General features: G+C 50.2%; 15 protein-coding genes. 12 read left to right on the top strand and 3 right to left on the bottom strand.

Annotated elements, in window-relative coordinates; all coding sequences use genetic code 11:
• Positions 1-66 precede the first annotated feature (66 nt).
• The 5 genes from ACTRXI_RS01015 (at position 67) to ACTRXI_RS01035 (ending at position 6,516) form a co-directional block, all read left to right on the top strand.
• Positions 67-840, top strand: a complete 774-nt coding sequence (locus ACTRXI_RS01015) for an SDR family NAD(P)-dependent oxidoreductase (protein ID WP_474260618.1) — start codon at positions 67-69, stop codon at positions 838-840.
• 149 nt (positions 841-989) lie between these two features.
• On the top strand, positions 990-3,341 hold the full coding sequence (locus tag ACTRXI_RS01020) for a glycoside hydrolase family 31 protein (RefSeq protein ID WP_474260832.1): 2,352 nt from the start codon (positions 990-992) through the stop codon (positions 3,339-3,341).
• Between the two features lie 463 nt (positions 3,342-3,804).
• On the top strand, positions 3,805-4,833 hold the full coding sequence (locus ACTRXI_RS01025) for a LytTR family transcriptional regulator DNA-binding domain-containing protein (RefSeq protein WP_474260619.1): 1,029 nt from the start codon (positions 3,805-3,807) through the stop codon (positions 4,831-4,833).
• Positions 4,834-4,957: 124 nt separating this feature from the next.
• A complete protein-coding gene (locus ACTRXI_RS01030; protein WP_474260620.1) occupies positions 4,958-5,806 on the top strand; it encodes an ABC transporter ATP-binding protein in 849 nt (282 codons plus the stop codon).
• Positions 5,807-5,808: 2 nt separating this feature from the next.
• A complete protein-coding gene (locus ACTRXI_RS01035) occupies positions 5,809-6,516 on the top strand; it encodes an ABC transporter permease (RefSeq protein ID WP_474260621.1) in 708 nt (235 codons plus the stop codon).
• Between the two features lie 94 nt (positions 6,517-6,610).
• Here ACTRXI_RS01035 and mqo read toward each other — a convergent pair whose 3' ends face one another.
• Positions 6,611-8,107 carry a malate dehydrogenase (quinone) gene (gene mqo / locus ACTRXI_RS01040; protein WP_474260622.1) on the bottom strand — a complete coding sequence of 499 codons (1,497 nt, stop codon included), beginning with the start codon at positions 8,105-8,107 and terminating at the stop codon, positions 6,611-6,613.
• A gap of 207 nt (positions 8,108-8,314) precedes the next feature.
• Complete coding sequence (locus ACTRXI_RS01045) at positions 8,315-10,450, bottom strand: MMPL family transporter (protein ID WP_474260623.1); 2,136 nt, start codon at positions 10,448-10,450, stop codon at positions 8,315-8,317.
• A gap of 260 nt (positions 10,451-10,710) precedes the next feature.
• Between ACTRXI_RS01045 and ACTRXI_RS01050 the strand changes: the two genes are divergently transcribed.
• The 5 genes from ACTRXI_RS01050 to ACTRXI_RS01070 all read left to right on the top strand — a co-directional run bounded on the left by ACTRXI_RS01050 (position 10,711) and on the right by ACTRXI_RS01070 (position 15,208).
• The gene (locus ACTRXI_RS01050; RefSeq protein ID WP_474260833.1) at positions 10,711-11,271 is read left to right on the top strand and encodes a TetR/AcrR family transcriptional regulator; all 561 of its coding nucleotides are present in this window, start codon (positions 10,711-10,713) and stop codon (positions 11,269-11,271) included.
• Between the two features lie 139 nt (positions 11,272-11,410).
• Positions 11,411-12,631 (top strand): MFS transporter, encoded by a 1,221-nt coding sequence (locus ACTRXI_RS01055; RefSeq protein ID WP_474260624.1) that lies wholly within the window; start codon positions 11,411-11,413, stop codon positions 12,629-12,631.
• A gap of 233 nt (positions 12,632-12,864) precedes the next feature.
• Positions 12,865-13,695: an STAS domain-containing protein gene (locus ACTRXI_RS01060; RefSeq protein WP_474260625.1), complete on the top strand. Its 831-nt coding sequence runs from the start codon at positions 12,865-12,867 to the stop codon at positions 13,693-13,695.
• Between the two features lie 733 nt (positions 13,696-14,428).
• Positions 14,429-14,686, top strand: a complete 258-nt coding sequence (locus tag ACTRXI_RS01065) for a GlsB/YeaQ/YmgE family stress response membrane protein (protein WP_474260626.1) — start codon at positions 14,429-14,431, stop codon at positions 14,684-14,686.
• A gap of 123 nt (positions 14,687-14,809) precedes the next feature.
• Positions 14,810-15,208: a hypothetical protein gene (locus ACTRXI_RS01070; protein ID WP_474260627.1), complete on the top strand. Its 399-nt coding sequence runs from the start codon at positions 14,810-14,812 to the stop codon at positions 15,206-15,208.
• A gap of 297 nt (positions 15,209-15,505) precedes the next feature.
• Here the strand turns inward: ACTRXI_RS01070 and ACTRXI_RS01075 are convergent, their stop codons facing one another.
• Complete coding sequence (locus ACTRXI_RS01075) at positions 15,506-16,006, bottom strand: NUDIX hydrolase (protein ID WP_474260628.1); 501 nt, start codon at positions 16,004-16,006, stop codon at positions 15,506-15,508.
• Between the two features lie 319 nt (positions 16,007-16,325).
• Between ACTRXI_RS01075 and ACTRXI_RS01080 the strand changes: the two genes are divergently transcribed.
• Positions 16,326-16,640: an ArsR/SmtB family transcription factor gene (locus tag ACTRXI_RS01080; RefSeq protein WP_474260629.1), complete on the top strand. Its 315-nt coding sequence runs from the start codon at positions 16,326-16,328 to the stop codon at positions 16,638-16,640.
• Positions 16,641-16,720: 80 nt separating this feature from the next.
• Positions 16,721-17,947, top strand: coding sequence for an MFS transporter (locus ACTRXI_RS01085; RefSeq protein ID WP_474260630.1), 1,227 nt, complete (start codon positions 16,721-16,723; stop codon positions 17,945-17,947).
• Positions 17,948-18,105 lie beyond the last annotated feature (158 nt).

An 18,105-nucleotide genomic window follows, 5' to 3' on the forward strand; every position in this document is an offset into this window, starting at 1 on the left:
TCTGGGAATGGGGACTACGTCTAAGCGTAACGAGATGCTTAATATATAGTTAATGGAGGAATAAATATGAAAATACTACTGACAGGAGCGACGGACGGCATCGGTATGGAGACAGCGAGAATGCTGACTAAAGAGGGCCACGAGGTGCTGCTGCACGGGCGCAGCGGGGAAAAGCTTGCGGATGTGGCCAAAGAGATTGGAAACGAAAATGCTGAGCAGTATGTGGCCGATTTGTCCCAGATGGCGAATGTGAGAAGCTTCGCCGAGGCAGTGAAGGAGAAGCACGGGCATCTGGACGTGCTCATCAATAACGCGGGTGTATACACAGCCTCGAGTGAGAAAACCGGAGACGGGCTCGACATCCGATTTGCGGTGAATACGATGGCTCCGTATATCCTGACCAACGAGCTGCTGCCGCTTATGGATGAAACGGGCCGCATTGTGAACTTATCCTCGGCGGCGCAGAAGCCGGTCGATCCGAAGGCACTCTCGGGTGAGGCGGATCTTCAGGACGGAGAGGCATATGCCCAGAGCAAGCTGGCGCTCACGATGTGGACCGTAGAGATGGCGCACCGTGTCGAGCCGGTCATCGTGGCAGTGAATCCGGGGTCCCTCCTCGGTAGTAAAATGGTAAAGACCGCGTTCGGCGTCGAAGGTAACGATATTGCTATCGGGGCGAATATTCTGTATCAGGCGGCTCTGTCGGAGACGTTTGTCGACGCGTCCGGAAAGTATTTTGACAACGACAGCGGCGACTTCGGCGATCCTCATCCGGACGCCCTGGACCAGAAGAAGCGTACCGCGCTCATCAAGCAGATGGATGACCTTATCGGAAAGTAAAAAGCATAGCCAAATAAAAGCAGGACTCCAGCGGATGGGGTTCTGCTTTTTTTGTGGCCGCTCAAACTTGCTAATCCCGGGGGAACGCCGTAATATGAAGTAAATCAATTCGCAGGATTAAAGATAACCCAAAGAGGAGCATACCCGTGATGATAAAAGACCAGTTTATTTTATCAGAGCAAAAAAGTAATGTTTTAATCTTTGAAAATGCGCTGCAGCACATGTATTTATGCGTCTACGTGCTCGAGGACTCCCTGTACCGCGTGACGCTGACCAGAGAAAATCCGCACGTGAATATTCATACGTGGGCGGTAGCTCCCGGGGACACCGAAGTGCCGTTTGAAGGAATCGACCGGAATAAAATCGCCAGCCTTTTTACCCTGCCGGACTTTGACCTAACAGCCTATCCCGGGGAATATGAAATCGAAACCGCTTCGCTGAAGCTGAAAATAAATACGGCAAGGCTTCACTGCCGCTGGTATATAAAAACAGGCGCCGGAAAGGAAGACGTGCTGATTGCCGAGGACCGTGACACGCAGGCGTACGCCTTTCAAATTGCCGAAGCTGCGCCGACTGCGCACTATTTGAAACGAAGCGACAGCGACCGCTACTTCGGCTTCGGCGAAAAATCGGGAGAGGTGAATAAGCACGGGGAGCGCTTCCGGATGCTCAATATCGATGCCATGGGCTACGACGCCTCCGGGACGGACCCCTTGTACAAGCATATCCCGTACTACATCACGCATTCGCCGGAAACGGGCGTAGCCTACGGGCTGTACTACGACGATTACAATGAATGCCTGTTTGATATGGGACGGGAGAAAAACCATTACCACGGCCGGTACAGATATTTTGAATCGCGGTCCGAATACCTGGACTACTATTTTATTCTCGGTCCGGCGGTGGCCGACGTGACGCGGCGGTTTTCATGGATGACCGGGCGGCCGGCGCTCATGCCAAAGTGGAGCATCGGCTATTCGGGGTCGGCGATGACCTACACCGAGGCAAAAAATTCGCAGGAGCTGCTGATGAAATTCGTGGAGGACTGCAAAAAGCACCGCATTGACTGCCGGTCCTTTCATCTGTCGTCCGGCTATACCTCGATCGGCTCCAGGCGGCATGTGTTCAACTGGAACTATGACAAGTTTCCGGATCCGAAGCAGTTCACCGATGATTTTCATGCAAACGGCATCCACGTAATTGCCAACGTCAAACCGACGCTGCTGAGTGATCATCCCCAGTTCCAGGAGGTGCTCGACAACGATTATATTGTGCTGAACAAATATGATGATCCGCTGTTTGAGCAGTTCTGGGACGGGCTCGGCGTGCACCTGGACTTTACGAACGAACGCACGATCACGTGGTGGAAGGAGCACGTGAAGCATCAACTGCTGGCAAAGGGGATTGACGCCATATGGAACGACAACAATGAGTTTGAGGTGTGGGATCCGGAGGCCGATATTCACCTGTTCGGCCGGGGCGCAAAATTCCAGCCGTACCGGGCGATTTTTCCAATGCTGATGGCGAAAAGCTCACTCGAGGCCCAGGTGGAGTATAACGATGAACTCCGGCCGTACGTGCTCAGCCGCTCCGGAAGCGCCGGGCTTGGCCGCTACGCCCAGACGTGGACCGGGGACAATTATTCAAGCTGGAGGACGCTGAAATACAACATCAACATGTCGGTCGGGCTGAGCCTGTCGGGCGTATACAACTTCGGCCATGACACCGGAGGCTTTGCCGGCAATGCCCCGGGGCCGGAGCTGTTTCTGCGCTGGGTGCAGAGCAGCGTGTATTACCCGCGGTTTACGATTCACTCGTGGAACGACGACGGGACGGTAAACGAGCCGTGGATGTATCCGCAGATCATCGACCGGGTGACCGAGGCGATGCGCTGGCACGATCGTCTGGCCGGCTATATATTCTCGCTGCTGTATCACTCGGCTGCAACCTATGAACCCGTGGTCAAGCCGACATTTTTCGACTTTGCGGACGATGACCATACGTATGCCGAAAACGACGAATTCATGCTCGGCGAAGAGCTTCTCGTCTGCACGATGGTACGCCCGGAGGAACGGGAGCGCACGGTGTACCTTCCGGAGCATGCATCCGGCTGGTACGACATGTATACCGGGCGCTGGTACGAGGGAGGCTGGATGGTAACAGTGCCGGCACCGCTTACCTACACGCCGGTCATGGTGAAGGGCGGGAGCCTGATTCCGGTCGAAAAAAACGAAAAGCACGTGATCGACCTGTACGTGTATCCCGGGGAAAACGGGGTGGAGACGTCGTTTACGTATTATGATGACGACGACAGGCGCAAAAATACGGAGCATCTGCTGATTACGTGGACCATGGTACCCGGCGAAAACGACATCAGCCTGACCGTAAAGAAGGAAGGGACGTATGATAATGGCTTTACTGAGATGCACGTACGGACGCCCATCGGAGACAGCCGACCGGTGAGTATTAACGGTGTACGCCGGACATCCTTTATCTGGTGACGGTGGAGTTGAAAATCTGAGCCCCTGGCAGAAATTGCTGCGGGGGCTTTTTGGTATGGAGTTTTTTATTAGTAAACCTTCGGGCACCACAGCCATCAGCATTGGCGGGATAAAATACTTGCCAGCAAAACATTTTCGGTTACCCGTAAAGAAAATAAATTCTGGCCCCAAGCGTCAGAACGTTTTGACTACCAGGGAGGTAAAAACGGTGGCGAAGGTAAGAATTTGATTCGAGCTGCCGGTGCCAGACAGTAATAATGATCCCGGCTGTAGTTCTTCTGCGAGTGAAGAGTAGTTCTTTCTAAATATGCATATCAAAGAAAAGTTAATTATTTACATATTTCCGGGATAATAAAAAACGGGTGTCTGAAAAGCAAAACGTATCACCTCTACCATTATCAGGGTATTTTTATGTATACTAAACAAAAAGAGCTGGCGGAAAAATTCGAAAGGAGAACGTGAATTGGCTACACTATCACTTCAGCAATGGGAAAAACAAAACGAAGGAATCACGCTATTTCCCGCTTTTACCATGGAGGTAACCGAGCCATCGGTGCTTGCGGTCTATACACATACCCACATCCGGGAGGTGCTGCTTCAAGCATTTCTTGGCAAATCTGTTCTTTCAGAAGGGGCGACGATCGTAAACGGCGATCCGCTAAAAAAACGCCGGTCGTTTACCCGGGAGGTTGGCGTGTGCCGGCTGGAGGACGGGTTGTACGATCGTATCCGGGTCCGGGACCAGGTTCGCTTATTTCAGCAGCTGTACGCTTCCTCCTGGTCGGTAAATGAAATGCTTTCAATAGTGAAGCTGCAGGAACGGGCACATTCAGCAGTAAAACAGCTGACATATTCGGAAAAGCAGCGGTTAAAGCTGGCGCGCCTGTGCGCCCAGCGCGCGCCTCTCTGTGTGTTCGAAGAGCCGGATCAGAACGTTGACCTGGAAACTAGGCGCATTATCGCCCGTTTGTTTCAACGCCTGCAGGAAGAAGGAAGCACGGTGCTCGTGCTGACGGGAAATATGGAAAGTGCGGTTCTGCTTGCAGAAAACGTTTACCGTCTGGAATCCTCCGGGCTGCATTTGGTGGAGACGCAGACGGAAAATGAGGAAGAGGAGGCACCTGCAGCCGTGGAGGATAAAGAGCCGGGGCTGCCGTTTGATAAAATACCAAGCCGTGTAAACGAGAAATTAATTTTGTTTCATCCCACCGAAATTGAATTTATTGAAAGCGTGCAGGGCGAGGTGCATCTTCATGTCCAGGGAGAAACCTTCCCGGCAGTTTTTACGCTTGCCGAGCTGGAGGAACGGCTGCAGCCATTCGGCTTTTTTCGCTGCCACCGGTCGTATATTGTAAATCTGCAGAATGTGCGCGAAATTATGACCTGGACCCGCAACAGCTATACGCTTGTGTTAAATGATGCTTCCCAGGCGGAAATTCCGCTGTCCAAAACGAAAATGGCCGCATTGAAGGCGATGCTCGGCATCAAATAAGTGTTCCACTGAGAGCAGAATATGTATCATTGGGGGCCGGATATGCTCCATTGACCAGGAATATAATGCGCCAGACCGCGTTTCTTCGTATGCTGAAAGCAATCACATAGGAGGAGGCGCAATAATGGAACCGATTCTTCACCTTCAAGGTGTATCCAAGATGTACGGCAACCAGGTGGCCGTCAACGACCTGGATATCGACGTGCAGCCGGGCGAAATTTTCGGCTTTTTAGGCCCAAGCGGCTCAGGAAAAACAACGACTATTAAAATGATTACCAATCAGCTTGAGGCAACCGATGGCGAGGTGCGCGTCTTCGGCCGGTCTCTGCCGGTGCGGGCAACAAGCGACTTTTACCGGCGGTTTGGCGTGCTGACGGATAACAGCGGCCTGTATCAGCGGCTGAGCATCGAGGAAAATCTCGCGCTTTATGCCAAACTGTACGACGTGCCCAGGCAGCGCATTCAGGACGTGCTGGAGCTTGTGAACCTGCAGGACGCACGCCGCAGGTCTGTGGCCAAATTGTCCAAAGGCATGAGGCAGCGCACGGTTCTCGCCCGGACGCTGCTTCATGAACCGGAGCTGCTTGTGCTCGACGAGCCGACGTCTGCCCTTGATCCGGGGAATATGCAGCATATTCACCAGGGCTTGCGGGCATTAAACGAACGGGGAACAACGATTTTTCTTTCGACCCATGATATGCAGGAAGCGGAGACGCTCTGCGACCGGGTAGCCTTTATCCATGACGGGCGTCTGCAGCAGGTTGATACCCCCAAAAATCTTCGGCGTCGGTATTCCGAAGGCATGATCCAAGTAGAGCTGACGAACGGGGATGTGCATACGCTCGCGAATACCCCGGCGTATGCCAAACAGCTGTATGAATATATGGCTGACGAACGGGTGGCCGCGATCCATTCCCAGGAACCGACACTGGGAGACATTTTCGTCCGTTTAACGGGAAGGGAGCTGGTGTAACGATGATGGCTGTACAGCGTATGTATGCGATTTTTATGAAGGATGTTAAAGATTTATCGAAAAACCTGTTTGTGACGACCACTGTGATAACACCGGTTATCCTGGCTCTGTTTTACGGACAGCAGGACCAGCTGCCGATAGAAATTCATTACTTAACGTTCAACATCGCGCTGGTGCTTGTGGCGACATTTGTCCAGGCCGCGCTGATTGCCGAGGAAAAAGAAAAGCATACGCTGCGGGGGCTGATGCTGTCTCCGGCATCTCCGTGGGAAATTCTGGCCGGCAAAAATGTATTAACCTTTCTATTCACAGCATTGACGCTATTCGTATGTATTCTCCTCGCCGGCTACGAGCCTTCTCACGCAGGCATTGTCGGAGCGGGGATGGTGCTGTCGATCGGTTTTTACCTGGCGCTCGGTACGCTGCTGGGTCTTTTAGCGACGTCGGTCGTACAGGCGTCTGTCGCTCTGCTGCCGATTATGTTTGTTTTCGGGTTCTCGCAGATTATCGAAGAAATGGCCAGCCGCTACCAGGCAGCAGGGGTGCTTGAATACCTGCCGAACGTTCAACTGGTGGAGATCGCCCGCCAGGTGGAGCAGGGAGCGGCGTGGGTCGACGTGACGGCTCCGCTCTTATGGATTGTCGGCTGGACGGCCGTCATGTGGGGCGTCGTTTTCATCACCTACCAGCGGCGTCAGCTGGAGGATTAGGAAAAAGCTTTTTTAGATAAAAGGAAAGGAAGCACCGGGCGCCGTTTGGCACGTGGATGCTTCCTTTCTGTATTCTATACGGATGAAGAGCTTTTTATGCTTTAGATGCCGCCAGTCCAAGGGTACGCGACGTGGAATCGTGCACCATGTCCAACAGCTCAGGGTTATCCTCGAGGGATTTGCCGTAGGACGGAATGATTTCCTTCAGCTTCGGCTCCCACGCTTCCAGGTGCTCGGGGAAGCATTTGTTCAGGACCTCGAGCATTATTGACACCGACACGGAAGCGCCCGGGGATTCACCGAGCAAAGCGGCCATCGACTGGTCGCTCGCATGAATCAGCTTGGTGCCAAACTGCAGGGCGCCGCGGCCGCCTTCTTTTGTATCCTCGATTAATTGCACGCGCTGGCCGGCGACGAGCAGCTCCCAGTCCTCGCTGGAGGCATTCGGCACGAAGTTCCGCAGCTCCTCCATCCGGTTTTCCTTCGACATGCTCAGCTGCTGGGCCAGGTATTTGAGCAGCGGTGTATTCTTCGCGCCTGCTGCAAGCATTGTCAGCACGTTCGTCGGCTTGACCGAGCCGAACAGGTCCAGCGGCGAGCCCTGCTTCAGGAACTTGGGCGTAAATCCGGCAAACGGACCGTACAGGAGTGTATCTCTGCCTTCAATATGGCGCCGGTCCAGGTGGGGAACCGTCATCGGCGGGGTGCCGGCAGGCTCTTTGCCGTACACCTTGGAATGATGCTCGCGGACGACCTTCGGATTATCACAGACGAGGAATTCGCCGCTGATCGGAAAGCCTCCGATATGTTTGCTTTCGGGGATGCCGGTTTTCTGCAGCAGTGGCAGGGCGCCGCCGCCGGCACCGATAAAGGCGAAGGAAGCCGTATGTTCTTCCAAAGTTTCCTTTTCGTGGTTCTGTACCTTTACTTCCCACGAGCCGTCGTTTCGCTGGGAAATATCGTCAACGGAATGGTTGTAGCGGATCTCGATATTGTCCTGCTTCTCCAGGTTGGCGAGCATCTGGCGGGTCAGTTCCCCGAAATTGATGTCGGTGCCGTGGTCAACCTTCGTGGCCGCTATCGGCTCGTCAGCGTCGCGGCCTTCCATCATTAGCGGGATCCACTGCCTGATTTGATCAGGATCGTCGGAAAACTCTATGCCCTGAAACTGGGGATGACCGTCGAGAGCCTCAAACCGTTTTTTCAGAAAGTTCACGTGATTCTCCCCGTAAACAAAGCTGATGTGGGGGAGGGGACGGATAAATTCCTCCGGGTTTTGAAGATCGCCCTGATCCACCAGATGCGCCCAGAGCTGCCTCGAAACCTGGAATTGGTTATTAATATTGACGGCCTTGCTGATATCAATGGAGCCGTCCGGCTGCTCGGGAGTATAGTTCAGCTCGCAGAGCGCCGCATGCCCGGTGCCGGCGTTATTCCATTCATTCGAGCTCTCCTGGCCTGCGGAATCGAGCTTTTCAAACAGGGTAATGCGCCACTGCGGCTCGAGTTTATTCAGGAGCGTGGCGAGCGTCGCACTCACGATGCCGGCGCCAATAAGGATCACGTCTGTCGTAGTATTGCTGTGGTTCATAGTTTTTCCTCCTTAAAAAAGTGTAAGCGTTTGCCATAAGTAATATGGTCATCAGATGACTTGCTTTTTATGATAACATAGAAAGCTTTTAATTAGAAAAATAATTACAGGAAATTTCGCATTATTTCATGAATTGCCACGTTGAAGCTGCTTGAAAACAAACAAAAGCAGGGCCCCTTTGAGGGATACCCTGCTTTGTCATGGAAATTATTTATTCTGGTCTTTGCGGTGGCTCAGTTTTTCTCCTTCCACGTCGATGTCCGGCAAAAGGCGGTCGAGCCAACGGGGCATATACCAGGCGGCCCGGCCCATCAGCTTCATGACCGCCGGCACGATAGTCAGTCGGACAACAAACGCATCGAATAATACGCCGAAGGTTAAAGAGAGCCCAATGGACTTGACCATAGCATCCGGCGTAGCGATAAATCCGATGAATACCGCCATCATGATGAGCCCAGCGGCAACAACGACTTTACCGTTATCACGCATGCCGGCGAGAATGGCTTCCTGCGGATCGCCGGTCTGCGTATACACTTCACGCATGCGGCTGACTAGAAAGACTTCATAATCCATAGCCAGGCCAAACAAAATCCCGATGGATATAATAGGAAGAAACGCCAGAACGGCGCTTTCCCCGGGGAAGCCGAATAAATCGAGCAGGTGCCCGTCCTGAATAACAAAAACCACAAAACCAAGCGTGGCTGCAAGCGACAGCAAAAAGCCCAGCACGGCCTTCAGCGGCAGAAGAATCGAACGGAAAACCAGCACAAGCAGCACATACGCAAAGCCGACAACAAACAGAGCAAAAATCGGCAAGGCATCCTGAAGCTTGTCTGCAATGTCAATATTGACTGCAGTTGTGCCTGTCACATACAGTTCGGCGTTCTCATAGGAAAGAGAGCGGATATCTTCAACCAGGTTTTTCGTCTTCGGATCATTCGGCCCGGAGGTTGGGGTGACGCTGACAATATACGTGTCCCCCGCTTCGTTTGGAAACGGCTGGGCTACCTGATCGACGGCATCGAAATCCCCGAGGTCGGCGTTCATTTCCTGGAGTATCTGCTGAATGGCCTGCTGATCCATTGAATCGTCCACCTGCATTGCTACGGTCAGCGTGGCATGAACACCCTCCCCGTAGGCCTCCGTTTGAAGGTCATAGGCCTTGTGTTCGGTAGTGTCCTCCTGCTTCGCCGTGCCGTCGGTCGGCAGCCCCAGATTCACATGGGTGAAGGGGATGGCGATGATAACGAGAAGGGCCGTGCTTATAATCGTTACCAGCCAGGGGCGTCTGGTGACAAAGCCTCCCCATTTGTTTTGGGGCCGGTCGCCTTTTGAGGTCCGGGTGAATGCATTTAAAAACCGGTTGCTTTTAAACGGCGTAATGCGGTGCCCGAGAGCTCCCAGAAGCGCAGGAAGCACAATTATCGCCACGAACACCGCCATCAGGATGCTGATGGAAGCCCCGATACCCATCATGGTCAAGAACGGAATGCCTGTAATGGAGAGGCCGAGCAGTCCGATCATCACCGTGATCCCTGCGAATACGACAGCAGAGCCGGCGGTGCCGTTGGCAATGGCCGCGGCCTCCCGCACGGAGTGTCCCTCGGCCAGCTGCTTACGAAAACGCGTCATGATGAACAGGGAGTAATCGATGCCGACCGCAATCCCCAGCATGGCTGCCAGACTCAGGGATACGCCCTGAATATTGACGAAATTTGATCCGATGACAATCAGTAACAGGCTGATGCCAAGCCCGAGCATCGCTGAAAAAATTGGCATGCCGGCTGCTAAAAACGAAGCAAATGTTACCGCGAGCACGAGAAAAGCAACGACAATACCGATAATTTCCCCGGATCCGATGCCATGACCGGAAAATTCTACGTCGCCGGTGAGCTCGGTCTGAATGCCCTGGTCACGCGTTTGATCGACAGCTTCCTCCAGATTTTCAATCGAGGAGGCAGGCACCTCTTCAGCCGCTTCATCAAACGTCACCGTCGCATAGCCGACGGTTTCGGATTCATTGAAATTCTGAAGCTGGGACGGAGGAGCAACTGTTTCCACGTGATCATCGCTGTCCTGGATGGTGCTGAGTAAATCGTTAATTGCCTGCTGATTTTCAGGCTCCGTCAGGGTTTCGCCCTCGGGTGCCTGGAACACGATATCAGCCTGGGCGCCAGTGGCCGCTCCTGAGAAGGCTTCTTCGAGCACATCATTGGCCTCCTCGGCCGGAGTGCCCGGAATTGTTAAGGCATCATCAAACGATGGGCCCCATTTGACGGTACTTAAAGCTAACACCAGCAGGATTAGAAAAGCCCCGCTGATGACTGATTTTTTGCGGCGCACAGCCCAATCTCCTAATTTGTATAAAAGCGTTGCGATAGTCGGTCCCTCCAATAAGTATGTTTAGTGACGAAGTACAAAGAAAGAAAATAACAGCTGGGCCGCTGATCAGGCGATTGACAGCTCCTTCGGCCTTCTTTAATCTGAAGAAAAATAAAACACTTGTACTTACAGATGTTAGTATAAGGATGCTGACGTCCGGAATGCAATTCATTTGGGAGGAAAAGGCTGTAAAGCAAACACTTGGGGAGGATGTGTTCGTGATGAGAAAAGCACGGCAGGACAGCATCAATTCAAAGCAGTATATTATGGAAGCGGTCACCCTGCTGATTGAAAAGCAGGACATTGAGGATATTACGGTCACCGATATCTGTAAAAAAGCAGGAGTAGCCCGGGTGACCTTTTATAAGTACTATACGTCGATTTACGATGTGATGAATGCGTCGGTGGAACAAGAGCTGAACGCCTTTATCCGCCATTTATCCGGAGAAGCACAGCGCGAATACCTTACGCTGGAGTTGTTTACACAGCGCATGACCTATAAATTGAGCGAGCGCCGTATTCCTATGGCACGGCTCGTAAACTCAAATGCTCTATCTATCCTGCTGGATTATTTCACGTACGCGGTTGAAACATTTTCCGCAGCCAATACGCTGTTTCACAATAAGTTGGACCGGTCGTCCGTGTTATTTGTCGCCGGCGGCATGTTTAATATGGTAATTGAATGGATCCGGGAAGATTTTCGGGAGCCGGCAGAAACACTGGCTGGACGCATGGCACAGATTATACCTAAGGATATGCTTCAGGCCGATGAAGAAACGTAAATATGATAGTATGGCTTTGATTTTAAAGAACAACTCTGGACCCACGTCGATTGGATATGGCAGGTATTCTGGCGGGGGCTCCTTACTTCCTAACTATACATGAAGGACGGAAGCAGCATAGGTTTACAGGAGGGCACAGATGGCTGATTCATGGACTTCGTTACTAAAAAATAAAACGTTTGTGCTCGTATGGCTGTCGGGCATGACGGTGATGCTTGGCTTTTCGATCTTCTTTCTTTCCGTTTCCTGGTTCGTCGTCGATGAAATGCAGCAGCCGGCCATTCTCGGAATCGTCATGATGACGATCGCCATTCCGCGTGTGGCAATGATGATTTACGGCGGGGTGCTTGCGGACAAAATCCAGAAATCGCGTATTATGTTTACGACGAACGCACTGCAGGTGGTCGTTATGATCGTGCTTGTGGTGCTCGTGCAGCAGGACGCCCTGCAGACAACTTCATTAATAATTTTGGCGTTTGTCTTTGGGTTTCTCGATGCGTTCTTTTTCCCGGCGGCTTCGGCGATGATTCCGAGTATTGTCCCGGTGAACCAATTACAGCAGGCCAACTCCTGGTATCAGGGATCCACGGAGCTGATGTTTATTATCGGTCCGGTGATGGGCGGCCTGTTATTAACCTTTGGAGACTTTGCCTTTGCGTTTTCCGCAGCAGCTTGCCTGATCGCTGTATCCACTGTTCTGATTTACCCGCCGTTATTGAAAGACCCGGTCCCGGAAGCGAGAAGCGGGCGTCATACCGCCTGGATGGATTTGAAGGAAGGGCTTGCGTACGTGCTTCAGTCAGGCATCCACCGGGCCGGCACGATGGTGATTATTACGATTAATTTACTGATGATCGGACCGCTGTTGATAAGCATCCCGATGCTTATCAGCGCGCTTGGAGGCGCCCCGTGGCAGCTGAGCCTGCTGGAGGGAGGATTTTCGACCGGTACCTTTTTATTGAGTGTATTACTGGTTACGTGGTCGCTGAAGCAGCGGCGGGGCCAGTGGGTGTTAATCTCCCTTGGGGTAAGCTTTATTCTCCTCCTGGTATTCAGCCAGGTGGAGGCGCTGCCTGTACTGGTTATTGTGATCACGCTGATGGGAGGGGCGGGGATGCTGGTGTACCTGCCGACGATTACGATGATCCAGGAGAAAACCGACAACAACAAACTGGGTCGGGTGATGAGCCTGGTCAACTTTGCCTCCAGCGGATTTGAGCCTATCGCCTTTGCGCTCATTTCGTTTCTGGTGGCGGCCTCGATCCCTATTCAGGCGGTGCTCCTGTACACATCCGTCACAGGAATTGTGCTGACCGGATTGCTATTATGGCTCAGCCCGGAGTTTCGTCAGACCGATTAGTGTAACCGTGGAATCAATATGCATCTGGGGACAAGCTGAATGCTTGTCTCTTTTTTTACGGGTAAGCAGAGGCTTCAAATTCTTTTCTTTTCAAATCATATTAAGCATTTCTTTTTTTGAAATAGGTATATATAATACAAATAATTCGTACTTTTGTTTAAATATAGTAAATTGTTCATGCTCGTGGAATGAGTAATAAATAATGCGGGCGAAGGATCAGGGAGGAGGATACCATGACGTATTCATTTAACGATTCAATGACGTTAAAGAATTTCTACACCCAAAATGCTCAATTATTCGAACAAATGCTGATTGAAGAAGCCGCTACGGTAAAAAAAGAAGTCCGGGATATACTGCAGCGGGGCAATATTGATTTGGTGGCGAACGCCCACCAATTTGTTTCCCTGGCGTTTGATGAAAAAGAAGAGGAGCTGAAAGCATTCGCTGAACAGGAGGGCATCGTCTGGGCGTCGCAGGATATTGAGTTATCCTTCAGGCTGGAATGGGTACATGCGCTGCGCCGGACGATCTGGCTGTTAATCGAAGCCTATCAGGCACGTGCCGAGGAAAAAAGATTCAACGGTTTTTTTCAGTGGGAACGAAAAATAAATAACCAAATCGACGCTTTTTTACATACGTTTTTGAAAAGCTATTCAAACTACAAAGAAACCCTTATAAAAAATCAGGAGCAATTAGTCGACTATCTTTCGACGCCGGTCATCCCGCTCGGGCGCTCGATCTGTGTACTGCCATTAATTGGGCCTATCGACAGGCGGCGTCTGGAGCTGCTGGAGGAAAATGTATTGATGAAGGTGGCGGAGCAGAAAATTCAGGTTTTAATCATTGATTTGTCCGGCGCAGAGTGGATGGAGAAAGAGGAATTAAAAGACTTTATAAGAATCATTGAAGGGGTCTCTTTGATGGGAAGTGAAGCCGTACTCACGGGGGTGCCCAGAAAACTGGCGATGGATCCCGCTTTATTTCAGGAAACGGGTAATCCCCGTATCAGAACACTGGGCACGCTACAAAGGGCCGTTAATGAATATTTTGTAAGGAAGGGTTAAACCTGCCCTTGTGTGAAATTCTGCTTCATTACGGGAAAACGAGTGACCCATTAGCGCTGGTTCCTGAGCAGGAAGAAAAAAGAAAACTTAACGGGCTGATCAAATAATTATGAGTTGTGGAAAGATCGGCATGTTTTACCTGTAAATTAGGCGGGTAAATATGCATTATAACGTTAAAACCATAAAAGCTTTCATAGCGTTAAAAATAAATAATCGGCGGAAATGAATGGATACAAAAGCCAGTACATGAGCCAGGAAAAGGAGCGAAATCCTTTTTCTGGTTTTTTATTATCAAAACACAGTTGAAAATAGGCGTTCCGCGAAAAGAAATGGTGGAAGACTTATGTAAGGAATACAACCTGGTTAAGTAAGCGTGAAGGAAAATTATGAGTTTAAAGAAAGAGAGGAAATATAAACATGGAAATAGCAGCAGTAATTTTGTATGGCGTGTTTGCGGCGCTTTTGGTAGTGAATCCAGGACAGAAGACCAAAACGAAAAGCCAGTAACAGAAATAGATATGTAAATTCACCGGGTACCACCAGTGAGAACAGTGACCTGGTGGTTTCTTCTTGTTTCGGTGCACTAAAGAACTCGTTTGGAACGAACTACTCGAACATAAGTACAAAGGCCGTTAGCAAAAGCGGAGAGTAACGTTTGAAGAAGCCAGATGTAGGAAACAGAAGAAAATGAAAGTTAAAAGAAAATACAACCATCCTTAAGGAGATGAATAGCATGCTATCGTTTATTTGGAGTTTGATTATCGGCGGTTTGATTGGCTGGGCTGCAGGCGCACTTACCGGCCGCGACGTGCCATTTGGTATTATTGGTAACATTATCGCCGGTTTTATCGGCGCGAGTTTAGGCACCGCGCTTCTCGGCAGCTGGGGGCCGACTCTTGGCGGATTTGCCATTATCCCTGCCCTTATTGGTGCCGTTATTCTCGTATTGCTCGTAAGCTTTATTTTTCGGGCCATCAAGAAGAAGAAATAAAGAAAAGAAGCAGCACGACCGGAAGAAAGCTGTCTTTAATACAGGCAGCTTCCTTCTTTTGTTGAAAAACAAATAAAGCAGTTTTGAAAAATGCAGGGGGAGCTGCCCGAAAGGAGAAAATTTATGAAAATAGATACATTCACAGACAAAGTAGCGGAAAAATACGGTTCTACAGATGAACAAACGATTGTTAACGAAGGGGCTGCGTTTATTGCTGAGCTGGTAAGCGGAATGCAAAAGCAAATTCAGACAAAAGTTGGTGCCAACGTTCGAATGACGGGAGATGAAGAGGGTGGATCGGTGATTGGTGTAGGGCCGGTGGAGCTGCTGTTTCAAAAGCATGCCGATAATCCAATGATTGAAGTGCTGGTCTCCGATGAGAAAGAAGGCAAAAACAAGGAGCGTTTTGATGTGCTGGAAGTGCCGGAAGGACAAGCAGCACTAATAAGCACCCGTTTCCATCAGGAATTGAGTAAAGACGTTTTCGAAAAATATTTGAACGAGTTTCGGCACGTAGTTTAATGATCGTTTCTGTTCTATTTATAAAAAAAGGAGCCGGGCGTGATGCAAAAGCATCCATGCCCGGCTCTTCCTAATAGTACCCAGGGCGGCAAACATAAAGCCTTCTGTTTTAATCAGCCTTTGATTCATGCTCCTCGTCTCCTTTTTAATCCTCAAAATGAATGAAGATAAACTTATCATATAACGATTTGTCCGACCAGCCAATTGTTGAATCGCTTAAATGTTTAAATACATAATGGAGACTGCTAAACTCACTTAAAAGCTCTGGTTTCTATACGCATGAACGCGTTGGCATCGCTAGTTAAAGACGGGCGAATAGCCATGGAGATGAGCCTGAAAAAGGGCAAAGCTTAACTCTCCGTCAGAAAGCGTATTGTTTTTGACTTTATGTATGCATTCGGTAATAGGGAGAAAATAAACCTGAATGTTTTCATGGTCTTCGAGCTGCTGCTCCTGATGGGCCTTCAGGTCATCGGTAAAGAAAACGTGGGTACGGTCATTACTCCGCCAGGAGGCCGGAAGCATCGTTCCTAAATAATTTAGAGGTCCACACGTGTATCCTGTTTCTTCAGCCAGTTCTCTTCGGGCAGCTTGAACAAGTGTTTCGCCCGGTTCCACGCCGCCGCCCGGCAGCTGCACCACAACAGCATCGACTGCCGGACGGTATTGTTTGATAAGCAGAAAAGCGTCTTCTTTTTTTGCCAGAACGACGACGCCATCCGGTTCGTCCAACGTAATGTATTTTCTGCCCCGCTGATCTGAAATCACATGCTCGCCCTGTGCCTGATCCTCATTCATAATAACTGCCTCCGTTTATTAGTAAGTGATGATCTGTTTTTCGAAGGGGCTTCTACATGCCCCGCAGCTTGTCTGCTAATTCGTGCTCCGAAAAACGGATACGGGTGATCTGGTGTTCGTCATTTTCGCTCCTTTTTAAAGAAAAAGATCAATTTCTTTTCTTTTCCCATTTATTGTAAAAAAGTATCATAGGGGAAAAGAAAAGTAAATTCGAGCACAGAAAATATGATATACATATAAAAAATACATTTTCGTCAAATAGCTCCTTAAAAAAAGGAAGGGTTGACATATCGAGTTAAATCGATATACAATGCAGTTTATGGAGCCAATAGATCTGTTTAAAGCACTTTCAAATGAGACCCGTCTGAAAATTCTCTGGTGGTTGAAGGAACCGGAAAAGCATTTTCCCAAGCAGCAGGCTCACCTGCCAAAAGAGGTAAGCATCGAAGGCGGCGTGTGCGTGGGAGACATTCAGGAAAAGGTACAGGCGTCCCAATCCACGGTGTCCCACTATTTGAACATGATGCAGAAAGCCGGCCTGCTCGAATCTGTGCGCTACGGCCAGTGGACGTATTACAGGCGTAATGAAGAAACGCTTCAACAGCTGGCAGAATACTTAAAAACAGAAATCTGACCGTCGGGGTTTCTGTTTTTTTATGGCTCATTAAATCGAAAAATCTAGATATTTAATTATTAAGAATTGAGGTAGAAAAAATGAGTGCATACGAACAAGAAAGTCAATTGAGCCGCAAGCAGAAGGTACTGGCGTTTACGCTGACGCTGCTGACGTTTGTGATGGGAACGAGCGAGTTTGTTATAGTAGGACTGCTTTCAGAAATTTCCTCCGACCTGGGCATTCGCCTGGCGACAGCCGGAACGCTCGTGTCCGGGTTCGCGATTGCCTACGCGATTGGTACACCGGTACTGACCGCCTTTTTGAGCCGGTTTCCTAAATACAACATCATGATTATCCTGATTTTGTTATTTATCGCCGGCAATGTGATCAGTGCCTTGGCAGGCACGTATGCCGTGCTCCTGCTGTCGAGAATTGCGACAGCGATGGTGAGCGGCGTATTAACGGCCCTCGCAATGTCAGTTGCAGGGGACACGATGCCAACGGCTAAAAAGCCGGCGGTAATTGCCTCTATTTTTGCCGGCTTTACGATCGCCAACGTGCTTGGCGTGCCGCTGGGTACATTTATCGGCCAGCTGTCGAACTGGCACGTAACTTTCTGGGTGACAGCTCTTCTCGGGGTGGCGGCGCTTCTTATTAGTTTAGGCGTCCTTCCGAAGGATATCAAAAATGAAAAAAGCTCGATCAAGGACCAGGCTGCCCTTTTTACACAGCCGCGGATTTTATTGGCTTTCTTCATTCCTATTTTCAGCATCGCCGGCACGTATACGATTTATACGTACATCACGCCCATTATTGAAAATGGTCTGTTGATCCCAAGCAGCTATGTGAGTGTAGTGCTTCTCGGCTACGGAGCATTTTCGATTCTCAGTAACGTGCTGGCAGGAAAAATTGCCAGTCGCAACGGCATCTCGAGGCTTCGGTACGTATTCGTTGTTCAAAGTGTGATCCTGCTATCGCTTTATTTCACCATGGCGTCGACCATCGCCGGTTTAATCAGCATCATGCTTATCGCAGTCATGATTTATGCCCTGAATGCCACGATCCAGCTATATTTAATGAATCTTGCAGAATTATATTCTCCTTCTGCAAAAGACCTGGCGTCTGCGCTGACGCCTGTTGCGGTAAACGTCGGGATCGCTCTGGGCTCTGCGGCAGGGGGGCTCGTTGTGGCTGCGGGAAGCATTGGGCTTCTTCCATGGGCCGGCGGTTTGTCCGCCCTGATAGCTGCAGGCCTTGCAACGCTTAGCTACGGTCTGGATAGAAAAGAAGCACGGACCCGCACAGAAAGTGTGCCGTCTGAATAAAATCAAATAAGCAAATTTCCGTTGTTCTCTGGTGCGCCTGAGGGCAACGGTTTTATAATTGGGTGCTTTTTCCGATCTACTTAAGTGTGAAACGGCAAAATACCGCCCGGGTTAGTGAAAGTTAGTATATAAATGTATCATTTTGTTAATGCATAAAT

Source organism: Marinococcus sp. LNHM4E3-1 (assembly GCF_056034405.1).

Coding starts and splice junctions, on each gene's coding strand:
- ACTRXI_RS01015 (WP_474260618.1), top strand. CDS start 67: ATGAAAATACTACTGACAGGAGCGACGGACGGCATCGGTATGGAGACA.
- ACTRXI_RS01020 (WP_474260832.1), top strand. CDS start 990: ATGATAAAAGACCAGTTTATTTTATCAGAGCAAAAAAGTAATGTTTTA.
- ACTRXI_RS01030 (WP_474260620.1), top strand. CDS start 4,958: ATGGAACCGATTCTTCACCTTCAAGGTGTATCCAAGATGTACGGCAAC.
- ACTRXI_RS01035 (WP_474260621.1), top strand. CDS start 5,809: ATGATGGCTGTACAGCGTATGTATGCGATTTTTATGAAGGATGTTAAA.
- mqo (WP_474260622.1), bottom strand. CDS start 8,107: ATGAACCACAGCAATACTACGACAGACGTGATCCTTATTGGCGCCGGC.
- ACTRXI_RS01050 (WP_474260833.1), top strand. CDS start 10,711: ATGAGAAAAGCACGGCAGGACAGCATCAATTCAAAGCAGTATATTATG.
- ACTRXI_RS01055 (WP_474260624.1), top strand. CDS start 11,411: ATGGCTGATTCATGGACTTCGTTACTAAAAAATAAAACGTTTGTGCTC.
- ACTRXI_RS01060 (WP_474260625.1), top strand. CDS start 12,865: ATGACGTATTCATTTAACGATTCAATGACGTTAAAGAATTTCTACACC.
- ACTRXI_RS01065 (WP_474260626.1), top strand. CDS start 14,429: ATGCTATCGTTTATTTGGAGTTTGATTATCGGCGGTTTGATTGGCTGG.
- ACTRXI_RS01070 (WP_474260627.1), top strand. CDS start 14,810: ATGAAAATAGATACATTCACAGACAAAGTAGCGGAAAAATACGGTTCT.
- ACTRXI_RS01075 (WP_474260628.1), bottom strand. CDS start 16,006: ATGAATGAGGATCAGGCACAGGGCGAGCATGTGATTTCAGATCAGCGG.
- ACTRXI_RS01080 (WP_474260629.1), top strand. CDS start 16,326: ATGGAGCCAATAGATCTGTTTAAAGCACTTTCAAATGAGACCCGTCTG.
- ACTRXI_RS01085 (WP_474260630.1), top strand. CDS start 16,721: ATGAGTGCATACGAACAAGAAAGTCAATTGAGCCGCAAGCAGAAGGTA.